This window comes from Kitasatospora sp. NPDC052896 (assembly GCF_044547075.1).
In the GTDB taxonomy this organism is placed as follows: domain Bacteria; phylum Actinomycetota; class Actinomycetes; order Streptomycetales; family Streptomycetaceae; genus Kitasatospora.
Genome location: NZ_JBITZU010000005.1, coordinates 142,483 through 152,024, shown reverse-complemented (window position 1 = coordinate 152,024; position 9,542 = coordinate 142,483). Strand labels below are relative to the sequence as shown.

Genomic DNA, 9,542 nt, shown 5'->3' with positions numbered 1-9,542 from the left:
CGCTCTCAGACGTTGAAGCCCAGCGCCCGCAGCTGCTCGCGGCCGTCGTCGGTGATCTTGTCCGGGCCCCACGGGGGCATCCAGACCCAGTTGATCCGGAGGTCCTTGACCAGGCCGTCGGTGGCGGTCTTGGCCTGGTCCTCGATGACGTCGGTCAGCGGGCAGGCCGCCGAGGTGAGCGTCATGTCGATGGTGGCCACGTCGGCCTCGTCGATGTGGATGCCGTAGATCAGGCCCAGATTGACGACGTCGATGCCCAGCTCGGGGTCGACGACGTCCATCAGGGCCTCGGTCAGGTCCTCGACGGACACCGTGCCGGCGGTGGTGCCGACGATGGCGACAGGGCCCTCGGCCTCCGTGGCCGCGGCGGGGGTGCCGGGGTCGGTCTCGCTCATGGGTGGTTCCTCTTCAGCGAAGCAAAATGGGGTCGGTCGGTCGTCACTCGGTGACGGCGGGCTGCTGGGCGAGCGCCTTGGCGGTGGCGTCCTTCCAGGCCATCCAGCTCAACAGGGCGCACTTGACCCGGGCGGGGTACTTGGAGACGCCGGCGAAGGCGACCGCGTCCTCCAGCAGGTCCTCGTCACCCTCGCTCTGGCCCTTGCTCTGCATCAGCTCCAGGAACGCCTCCTGGACGGCCTGCGCGTCGCCGACCGTCTTGCCGACCACCAGGTCGTTCAGCACCGAGGCGCTGGCCTGGCTGATCGAGCAGCCCTGCGACTCGTAGCTGATGTCCGCGACCACCGGGCCGTCCAGCCGCACCCGCAGGGTGATCTCGTCACCGCAGGTCGGGTTGACGTGGTGCACCTCGGCGTCACCGTCCCGCAGCCCCTTACCGTGCGGGTTGCGGTAGTGGTCCAGGATGATCTCCTGGTACATGGAGTCGAGCTTCATGTCACCGTCACCCTTCAGCCGAAGAAGTTGCGGACGTGGTGCAGGCCGTCGATGAGCTGGTCCACCTCGGCCGGCGTCGAGTACAGGTAGAACGACGCCCGGGTGGTCGCCGGAATTCCGTACCGCAGGCAGACCGGCCGCGCGCAGTGGTGGCCGACCCGGACCGCGATGCCCTGCTCGTCCAGGACCTGGCCGACGTCGTGCGGGTGGATGTCGCCGAGCACGAACGAGATCGCCGCGCCGCGGTCCACCGCCGTACGCGGGCCGATGATCCGCAGGTCCGGGATCTCCTGGAGGCGCCCGATCGCGTACTCGGTGATCACGTGCTCGTGCGCCGCGATCCTGTCCATGCCGACCGCGGTCAGGTAGTCGATCGCCGCGCCGAGCCCGACCGCCTGGGCGATCGGCGGCGTGCCGGCCTCGAACTTGTGCGGCGCCGGGGCGTAGGTGGACGAGCCCATGGTGACGGTCTCGATCATCTCGCCACCGCCCAGGAACGGCGGGAGGTCCTCCAGCAGCTCCTGACGGCCCCAGAGCACGCCGATGCCGGTCGGGCCGAGCATCTTGTGTCCGGTGAAGGCGACGAAGTCGGCGCCCAGTGCCTGCACGTCCAGCACCATGTGCGGGGCGGCCTGCGAGGCGTCGATCAGCACCAGCGCGCCGACGTCCTGGGCCCGCCGGACGATCTCGTCGACCGGGTTGACGGTGCCCATCAGGTTGGAGACCAGCGTGAACGAGACGACCTTGGTCTTCTCGGTGATCAGCTGCTCGATGTTGGAGAGGTCGAGCCGGCCCTCGTCGGTGAGCCCGAACCACTTCAGCTTCGCGCCGGTGCGCTGCGCCAGCAGCTGCCACGGCACGATGTTGGAGTGGTGCTCCATCTCGGTGATGACGATCTCCGAGTCGGCGTCCACCCGGTACGGCTCGTCCGCCCAACCCAGCATGTTGGCAACGAGGTTGAGTGACTCCGAGGCGTTCTTGGTGAAGATCACCTCGTCCCGGCTCGGCGCGTTGATGAACGCCGCGACCTTGTCGCGAGCGCCCTCGTACAGCGCCGTCGCCTCCTCGGCCAGCACGTGCACGCCACGGTGCACGTTGGCGTTGTGCTGCTCGTAGTACGCGTTGAGCGCGTCCAGCACCTGCCGGGGCTTCTGCGAGGTCGCCGCGTTGTCCAGGTAGACCAGCGGCTTGTCGTCGTGCAGCACCCGCTGCAGCACCGGGAAGTCCTTGCGAATCGCGTCGCCGAACTCCTGGGCCGCGCCGAGCAGGCCGGCCGACACCGTGTGCGCCGAGCCAGGATGGATTGTCACTCGGAAGCGCCGCCCTTCACATATGCCTCGTAGCCCTCGTTCTCCAGCTTGTCGGCCAGCTCGGCACCGCCGGACTCGACGATCCGGCCGGCCGCGAAGACGTGAACGTGGTCGGGCTTGATGTACCGCAGGATGCGGGTGTAGTGGGTGACCAGCAGGGTGCCGACCTCACCGGTCGAACGGACCCGGTTGATGCCCTCGGAGACGATCCGCAGCGCGTCGACGTCCAGGCCGGAGTCGGTCTCGTCGAGGATCGCGATCTTCGGCTTGAGCAGCTCCAGCTGGAGGATCTCGTGCCGCTTCTTCTCACCGCCGGAGAAGCCCTCGTTGACGTTGCGCTCGGCGAAGGCCGGGTCCATCTGGAGCGCCGCCATGGCCTCCTTGACCTCCTTCACCCAGGTGCGCAGCTTGGGGGCCTCGCCCCGGACCGCGGTGGCCGCGGTGCGCAGGAAGTTGGAGACCGAGACGCCGGGGACCTCGACCGGGTACTGCATGGCCAGGAAGACACCGGCCCGGGCCCGCTCGTCGACCGACATCGCGAGCACGTCCTCGCCGTCCAGCAGCACCTCACCCTTGGTGACGGTGTACTTGGGGTGGCCGGCCAGCGAGTACGCCAGGGTGGACTTGCCCGAGCCGTTGGGGCCCATGATGGCGTGGGTCTCGCCCTGCTTCACGGTCAGGTCGACGCCGCGCAGGATCTCGCGGGGGCCGCCCTCGGCTTCGACGGAGACGTGCAGGTCACGGATTTCAAGCGTTGCCATGGGGCTCAGGACTCCTGGGTGACGGAGACGAGCACTTCGTCCCCTTCGATCTTTACGGGGTAAACGGGAACCGGCCTGGTGGCGGGCAGCCCGGACGGCTTGCCGGTGCGCAGGTCGAAGGTGGACCCGTGCAGCCAGCACTCGATCCGGCAGTCCTCGACCTCGCCCTCGGAGAGCGAGACGTTGGCGTGCGAGCAGATGTCGTGGATCGCGAACACCTCACCCTCGGTGAGGACGATCGACACCGGGACGCCGTTCAGCTCCACGCGCTTGGGGGTGTCCTCCGCCAAGTCGCTCATCGCACAGGCGCGGACGTAGCTCATGCGACGTTCGCTTCCAGCTCGGCCTCGATCTTCTCCATCAGCTGGTCGTGGATCTCGGCCACGCCGATCTGCTGGACCAGCTCGGCGAAGAAGCCGCGGACCACCAGGCGGCGGGCCTCCTCCTCCGGGATGCCACGGGCCTGCAGGTAGAAGAGCTGCTCGTCGTCGAAGCGGCCGGTCGCCGAGGCGTGGCCGGCGCCGACGATCTCGCCGGTCTCGATCTCCAGGTTGGGGATCGAGTCGACCCGGGCACCGTCGGTGAGCACCAGGTTGCGGTTGTGCTCGTAGGTGTCGGTGCCCTCGGCGGCGGCGCGGATCAGCACGTCGCCGACCCAGACCGCGTGCGCCTCGCTGCCCTGCAGCGCGCCCTTGTAGACCACGTTGGACCGGCAGTGCGGGGTGTCGTGGTCGATCTGCAGGCGGTGCTCCAGGTGCTGGCCGGCGTCCGCGAAGTAGAGGCCGAACAGCTCGGCCTCGCCACCGGTGGCCGCGTAGGTGACCCGCGGGTGGATCCGGACCAGGTCGCCGCCGAAGGTGACCACCACGGACTTGAAGGAGGCGTCCCGGCCGACCAGCGCGGTCTGCTGGGCGACGTGCACCGCGTCCCGCTCCCAGTCCTGCACCGAGACGAAGGTGAGCTTGGCGCCGTCGCCGACCAGCAGCTCGACATTGGCGGCCCGGGTGCCGGAGCCGGTGTGGTTGAGCACCACGACGGCCTCGGCGAACGGCTTGACGTCGATCACCACGTGCGCGAAGCGGGTGCCGCCGGCGGCCTGCACGTCGACCCGGACCGGCTCGGTGAGCACGGTCTCCTTGGGCACGGTCACCACCAGGGCCTGCTCGAAGGCGCTGTACGCCTGGGCGGCGACCCGGTCGACCGGCTTGCCGGCCCGGCCGAGGCGCTCGTCGTCCCGGCCGACCGTCTCGGCGGTGACGCCGTCCGGCAGGCTCAGCTCGACCTTGTCCTCGCCGGTCGCGGTCGCGGCCGCGGTGCCGTCGTGCAGGCCGGCCAGGCGGTGCAGCGGGGTGAACCGCCAGTCCTCCTCGCGGCCGGTCGGCACCGGGAAGTCGGCGACGTCGTACGACGGCTCGACCGCGACCCGGGCGTCGATCGGCTGCCGGACCTCGGCCCGGCCGGTGCCGGGACCGGCCAGCTGCGCGCCGGCGCCGGCCGTCCCGACCTCGATCGAACCCGCGGTGGTGGAGCCGGGGGTGGTGCTTCCTGCGATGTTGCTGGCGTCAGCCATGGCTGTCGTGGTGCTCTCTTCCTCAAAGTTGGACGGTGGACTGCGTGCGGCCTGGCGTCAGCCGACGGAGCCCTCCATCTGCAGCTCGATCAGCCGGTTGAGCTCCAGCGCGTACTCCATCGGCAGCTCCCGGGCGATCGGCTCGACGAAGCCGCGGACGATCATCGCCATCGCCTCGAACTCGGTCATGCCGCGGCTCATCAGGTAGAAGAGCTGGTCCTCGCTGACCTTGGAGACGGTCGCCTCGTGGCCCATCGACACGTCGTCCTCGCGGACGTCCACGTACGGGTAGGTGTCCGAGCGGGAGATCGTGTCGACCAGCAGCGCGTCGCAGAGCACGTTGGACTTGGCGCCCTTGGAGCCCTCGCCGATCTCGATCAGACCGCGGTAGCTGGTCCGGCCGCCGCCGCGCGCCACCGACTTGGAGACGATGTTGGAGGAGGTGTTCGGCGCCATGTGCACCATCTTGGCGCCGGCGTCCTGGTGCTGGCCCTCGCCCGCGAAGGCGATCGACAGGGTCTCGCCCTTGGCGTGCTCACCCATCAGGTAGACGGCCGGGTACTTCATGGTGACCTTGGAGCCGATGTTGCCGTCGACCCACTCCATGGTCGCGCCCTCGTACGCCACGGCGCGCTTGGTGACCAGGTTGTAGACGTTGTTCGACCAGTTCTGGATCGTCGTGTAGCGGCAGCGGCCGCCCTTCTTGACGATGATCTCGACCACGGCGCTGTGCAGCGAGTCCGAGGAGTAGATCGGCGCGGTGCAGCCCTCGACGTAGTGGACGTAGGCGTCCTCGTCGACGATGATCAGCGTCCGCTCGAACTGACCCATGTTCTCGGTGTTGATCCGGAAGTAGGCCTGCAGCGGGATGTCCACGTGCACGCCCTTCGGCACGTAGATGAACGAGCCGCCGGACCAGACCGCCGTGTTCAGCGAGGCGAACTTGTTGTCGCCGGGCGGGATCACGGTGCCGAAGTACTCGTGGAAGAGCTCCGGGTGCTCCTTGAGCGCGGTGTCCGTGTCGAGGAAGATCACGCCCTGCTGCTCCAGGTCCTCGCGGATCTGGTGGTAGACGACCTCGGACTCGTACTGCGCGGCGACACCGGCGACCAGACGCTGCTTCTCCGCCTCCGGGATACCGAGCTTGTCGTACGTCGCCTTGATGTCGGCCGGCAGGTCCTCCCAGGACTCGGCCTGCTTCTCGGTGGAGCGCACGAAGTACTTGATGTTGTCGAAGTCGATGCCGGAGAGGTCGGAGCCCCAGGTCGGCATGGGCTTCTTCTCGAACAGCTTCAGGCCCTTGAGCCGCAGGTTGAGCATCCACTCCGACTCGGACTTCTTCGCCGAGATGTCACGGACGACCTCCTCGCTCAGGCCGCGTCGAGCCACCGAGCCGGCCGCGTCGGGGTCCGACCAGCCGTACTCGTAGGTGCCCAGACCTTCGAGCTCCGGGTGGGAAACGGTGTCAGTCATGCGGGTTCCTCCGCGCGGACGCAGTCGGTTCTTCGGTGGTCGTACCGGCAGTCGGCGCTGCACCGGAGTCCGCGTCGGGCGCGGGCGACGGTGCGGCACCGGGTGCCGGCACATAGGTGGTGCAGACCCCGTCGCCGTGGGCGATGGTGGCCAGCCGTTGCACATGGGTGCCCAGGAGCCGGGAGAAGACCTCGGTCTCCGCCTCGCAGAGCTGGGGGAACTGCTCGGCGATGTGCGCGACCGGGCAGTGGTGCTGGCAGAGCTGGGCGCCGGCGGGAGAGCTTGGGCCCGCCTTCCCGGACGCCGACGGGACACGCCGCACCGTGGCAGCGTACCCGTCGGCACTCAGGGCCTGCGCGAGCGCCTCGGTGCGCTGGCCGGCCGCGGCCCGCTCCAGCACGCTGAGGTAGCGCTCGCCCTGCCGGCCGAAGCGGGCCCGGGCGAAGGCGGCGACCGCCTCCTCGCCCGCCTTGCCGCCGCCGACCGCCTCGGCGATCCAGCGCAGCGCGTCGGCGGCGAGCTGGTCGTACGCCTGGTAGAAGGCGTCCCGGCCGCACTCGGTGAGCGCGAAGACCTTGGCCGGACGGCCCCGGCCACGACTGCCGTAGACCCGCTGCTCGCGGGACTCGACCAGGCCGGCCGCGGCAAGCCCGTCCAGGTGGCGGCGGACCGCGGCGGCGGTGAGGCCGAGCCGGCTGGCCAGATCGGCGGCGGAGGAGGGGCCGTGGTCCAGGATCGACCGGGCGACCCGGTCCCGGGTGGCCCGGTGCCCGTCCAGCAGCACCTCCGCCGAGGTCGCGGGCACCGGAAAATCGGGGGCCGCCTCGGCCTCCGTCTCCCGCTGGCGCTCGCGCATGTTTTTCACAACACCATTGTTGCGTAATTGCTTCCGGTCCAACAAGCCGTGATCCACGCCTCAACCGTGGGCTCCATCACGCAGGTAAGGCTTACCTGATCCGCTGGAACGGATCATTCGGGGCACCCTCCGGAGCGGGCACGGCGGCCTCTTACACTCGCCGGTATGCACACACAACCCGCGGTCGAAGTGGCCGGGCTGGTCAAGCGCTACGGCACGAAGACCGCGGTGGACGGCCTCGACCTGACCATCGCGCGCGGCACCGTCACCGCCGTGCTCGGCCCGAACGGCGCCGGCAAGACCACCACCATCGAGACCTGCGAGGGCTACCGCCGCCCGGACGCCGGCACGGTCCGGGTGCTCGGCCTCGACCCGGTCGCGGACGCCGCCCGGCTGCGCCCCCGGATCGGCGTGATGCTCCAGGCGGGTGGCGTGTACCCGGGGGCGCGCGCCGTCGAGATGCTCCGGCACACCGCCAGGCTGCACGCCCACCCGCTGGACGTGGACGCCCTGGTCGAACGGCTCGGCCTCGGCTCCTGCGGCCGGACCACCTACCGCCGGCTCTCCGGCGGCCAGCAGCAGCGGCTCGCCCTGGCGATGGCCGTGGTCGGCCGCCCCGAGCTGGCCTTCCTGGACGAGCCGACCGCGGGCCTCGACCCGCAGGCCCGCCGCGCCACCTGGGAGCTGATCGCCGACCTGCGCCGGGACGGGGTGACCGTGGTGGTCACCACCCACTACCTGGACGAGGCCGAACAGATCTGCGACGCGGTCAACATCGTCGACCACGGCCGGGTGATCGCCACCGGCAGCCCGGAGGAGCTCTGCCGGGGCGGCGCCGAGAGCAGCCTGCACTTCGACGGCCCGGCCGGACTCGACCTCGGCTCGCTCACCAAGGTGCTGCCGGACGGCGCGGCCGCGGTGGAGCTGGCCCCCGGCTCGTACCGGGTGCAGGCGACCCCGATGGACCCCAAGCTGGTCGCCCTGGTGACCGGCTGGTGCGCCGAGTCCGGCGTGCTGCCCGAGAAGCTGACGGTGCAGCGCCGCAGCCTCGAAGACGTCTTCCTCGAACTGACCGGACGGGAGCTGCGCTCGTGACCACTCCAGGGACCTACACCCCCGAGCCCGGGGCGGCCCCGGTCGGGCGGATGCTGCTGGCGCAGACCGGCTTCGAGACCCGGATGCTGCTGCGCAACGGCGAACAGCTGCTGCTCACCGTGGTGATCCCGACCGTGCTGCTGGTGCTGTTCAGCTCGGTCGACGTGGTCGCGGTGACCGGGCCGGGCAGCCGGGTGGACTTCCTGGCCCCCGGACTGCTGGCACTCGCCGTGATGTCCACCGCCTTCACCGGCCAGGCGATCGCCACCGGCTTCGAGCGCCGCTACGGCGTGCTCAAGCGGCTCGGCGCCAGCCCGCTGCCGCGCTGGGCACTGCTCACCGCGAAGACCGGCTGCGTGCTGGTGACCGAGGCGCTGCAGGTCACCCTGCTCTCGCTGATCGCGCTGGCGCTCGGCTGGTCCCCGCACGGCAACCCGCTCACCGTCGTGGCCCTGCTGGTGCTCGGCACCGCCGCCTTCTCCGGCCTCGGGCTGCTGATGGCCGGCACCCTGCGCGCCGAGGCCACCCTGGCCGCCGCCAACCTGGTCTTCATCCTGCTGCTGCTGGCCGGCGGGGTGATCGTGCCGCTCTCCAAGTTCCCCTCGGCGGTGCGGAGCGCCCTCCAGCTGCTGCCGATCAGCGCCCTCTCCGACGGCCTGCGCTCGGTGCTGCAGACCGGCGCCGGGGTGCCCTGGTCCGACCTGAGCACGCTGGCCGTCTGGGCCGTGCTGGGCCTGGCCGCGGCGGCCCGCTTCTTCCGCTGGGAGTAGGCCCGCCGACACGCGGCAGGCGGGGCGGGGACCATCCGGTCCCCGCCCCGCCTGCTTGCCGCCTACTTCACTTCACTCGCCGACGGCTCAGTGCCGACCGGCCGCCCGGCGACGACGGCTCATGAAGACCAGCCCACCGCCGACGACGATCACGGCGGCACCGACGCCACCGATCAGACCCGCGTCGCCACCACCACCGGTGAACGCCAGCGACGGCGAGGTGCTGCTCGGCGAGGGCACCGGCGCGGCCGTGGTCGGCACGACCGAGGCCGGGGCCGACGGGCTCGGGGTCGGCGAGCTCGGCGGGGTCGTGGAGGCGCTCGGCGACGGAGCCGGGGCCGACTTCGACGGAGACGGCGACGGGGACGGCGGAGGCGGGGTCGGCGAGGACGGCGGGGTCGGCGTCTGGCAGGCCGGGATGTCGACGGTCTCCGCCCCGTCCCAACCGGGGTGCTGGTGGTCGGGGTCGTCCGAGGTGGTGACGGTGAGGGTGGCCTGCACGGCCTGGGTGTGCGCCGGCACCGGGTAGGTCTGCGTGAAATGGTCCCCGAACGCCTGGTTGGTCACCACGGTCTGGCCGTCGATGACGAGCGAGAAGGCGTTGGTGGCCTTCGCGTTGTAGATCTCCATGTCCACGGTGACCGAACTACAGGTCCGCGTGATGTTGAACGTGTGCGCCGAGGCCGTACCGGCCATCAGCCCGGTGCCCGCCACCGCAGCCACCGCGGCCGCCGCGAGCCCTCGACGGGATACCCACCCCTGTCGTGCCATACCCATGGTCCTTCCGAACGAGCCTATGCGGCGCCGGTGTTGACG

11 protein-coding genes are annotated in these 9,542 nt (G+C 70.6%); 2 read left to right on the top strand and 9 right to left on the bottom strand.

What is annotated here, in order from left to right; translation table 11 throughout:
- Nucleotides 1–5 precede the first annotated feature (5 nt).
- From ACIGXM_RS13375 to ACIGXM_RS13340, 8 genes are read right to left on the bottom strand one after another with little or no spacing between them, the layout of a single operon-like run.
- The gene (locus tag ACIGXM_RS13375) at nucleotides 6–395 is read right to left on the bottom strand and encodes a metal-sulfur cluster assembly factor (RefSeq protein WP_396560145.1); all 390 of its coding nucleotides are present in this window, start codon (nucleotides 393–395) and stop codon (nucleotides 6–8) included.
- Between the two features lie 43 nt (nucleotides 396–438).
- The gene (gene sufU, locus ACIGXM_RS13370; protein WP_396560143.1) at nucleotides 439–891 is read right to left on the bottom strand and encodes a Fe-S cluster assembly sulfur transfer protein SufU; all 453 of its coding nucleotides are present in this window, start codon (nucleotides 889–891) and stop codon (nucleotides 439–441) included.
- A gap of 14 nt (nucleotides 892–905) precedes the next feature.
- Nucleotides 906–2,159 carry a cysteine desulfurase gene (locus tag ACIGXM_RS13365; protein WP_396560701.1) on the bottom strand — a complete coding sequence of 418 codons (1,254 nt, stop codon included), beginning with the start codon at nucleotides 2,157–2,159 and terminating at the stop codon, nucleotides 906–908.
- 38 nt (nucleotides 2,160–2,197) lie between these two features.
- Nucleotides 2,198–2,962 carry a Fe-S cluster assembly ATPase SufC gene (gene sufC / locus ACIGXM_RS13360; protein WP_396560141.1) on the bottom strand — a complete coding sequence of 255 codons (765 nt, stop codon included), beginning with the start codon at nucleotides 2,960–2,962 and terminating at the stop codon, nucleotides 2,198–2,200.
- Nucleotides 2,963–2,967: 5 nt separating this feature from the next.
- The gene (locus ACIGXM_RS13355) at nucleotides 2,968–3,285 is read right to left on the bottom strand and encodes a non-heme iron oxygenase ferredoxin subunit (protein ID WP_396560139.1); all 318 of its coding nucleotides are present in this window, start codon (nucleotides 3,283–3,285) and stop codon (nucleotides 2,968–2,970) included.
- Nucleotides 3,282–4,532 carry a Fe-S cluster assembly protein SufD gene (sufD, locus tag ACIGXM_RS13350; RefSeq protein WP_396560137.1) on the bottom strand — a complete coding sequence of 417 codons (1,251 nt, stop codon included), beginning with the start codon at nucleotides 4,530–4,532 and terminating at the stop codon, nucleotides 3,282–3,284. Before sufD ends, ACIGXM_RS13355 begins: the two co-directional genes overlap by 4 nt.
- Nucleotides 4,533–4,589: 57 nt before the next feature.
- Nucleotides 4,590–6,005: a Fe-S cluster assembly protein SufB gene (gene sufB, locus ACIGXM_RS13345; RefSeq protein WP_396560135.1), complete on the bottom strand. Its 1,416-nt coding sequence runs from the start codon at nucleotides 6,003–6,005 to the stop codon at nucleotides 4,590–4,592.
- Nucleotides 5,998–6,861 carry a helix-turn-helix transcriptional regulator gene (locus tag ACIGXM_RS13340; protein WP_396560133.1) on the bottom strand — a complete coding sequence of 288 codons (864 nt, stop codon included), beginning with the start codon at nucleotides 6,859–6,861 and terminating at the stop codon, nucleotides 5,998–6,000. The genes sufB and ACIGXM_RS13340 overlap by 8 nt, the downstream gene beginning before the upstream one ends.
- A 165-nt stretch (nucleotides 6,862–7,026) precedes the next feature.
- Here ACIGXM_RS13340 and ACIGXM_RS13335 point away from each other — a divergent pair, with 165 nt between their 5' ends.
- Both ACIGXM_RS13335 and ACIGXM_RS13330 read left to right on the top strand, forming a co-directional pair.
- Nucleotides 7,027–7,956 (top strand): ABC transporter ATP-binding protein, encoded by a 930-nt coding sequence (locus ACIGXM_RS13335; protein ID WP_396560131.1) that lies wholly within the window; start codon nucleotides 7,027–7,029, stop codon nucleotides 7,954–7,956.
- A complete protein-coding gene (locus ACIGXM_RS13330; protein WP_396560129.1) occupies nucleotides 7,953–8,726 on the top strand; it encodes an ABC transporter permease in 774 nt (257 codons plus the stop codon). Before ACIGXM_RS13335 ends, ACIGXM_RS13330 begins: the two co-directional genes overlap by 4 nt.
- A gap of 87 nt (nucleotides 8,727–8,813) precedes the next feature.
- Here the strand turns inward: ACIGXM_RS13330 and ACIGXM_RS13325 are convergent, their stop codons facing one another.
- Nucleotides 8,814–9,497 (bottom strand): hypothetical protein, encoded by a 684-nt coding sequence (locus tag ACIGXM_RS13325; RefSeq protein WP_396560127.1) that lies wholly within the window; start codon nucleotides 9,495–9,497, stop codon nucleotides 8,814–8,816.
- Nucleotides 9,498–9,542: the final 45 nt, after the last annotated feature.

Bases quoted from the DNA above. Each gene is read 5' to 3' on its own strand.
- sufU (WP_396560143.1), bottom strand. From the start codon at position 891: ATGAAGCTCGACTCCATGTACCAGGAGATCATCCTGGACCACTACCGC.
- ACIGXM_RS13335 (WP_396560131.1), top strand. From the start codon at position 7,027: ATGCACACACAACCCGCGGTCGAAGTGGCCGGGCTGGTCAAGCGCTAC.
- ACIGXM_RS13325 (WP_396560127.1), bottom strand. From the start codon at position 9,497: ATGGCACGACAGGGGTGGGTATCCCGTCGAGGGCTCGCGGCGGCCGCG.
- sufD (WP_396560137.1), bottom strand. From the start codon at position 4,532: ATGGCTGACGCCAGCAACATCGCAGGAAGCACCACCCCCGGCTCCACC.
- sufC (WP_396560141.1), bottom strand. From the start codon at position 2,962: ATGGCAACGCTTGAAATCCGTGACCTGCACGTCTCCGTCGAAGCCGAG.
- ACIGXM_RS13375 (WP_396560145.1), bottom strand. From the start codon at position 395: ATGAGCGAGACCGACCCCGGCACCCCCGCCGCGGCCACGGAGGCCGAG.
- sufB (WP_396560135.1), bottom strand. From the start codon at position 6,005: ATGACTGACACCGTTTCCCACCCGGAGCTCGAAGGTCTGGGCACCTAC.
- ACIGXM_RS13355 (WP_396560139.1), bottom strand. From the start codon at position 3,285: ATGAGCTACGTCCGCGCCTGTGCGATGAGCGACTTGGCGGAGGACACC.
- ACIGXM_RS13340 (WP_396560133.1), bottom strand. From the start codon at position 6,861: ATGCGCGAGCGCCAGCGGGAGACGGAGGCCGAGGCGGCCCCCGATTTT.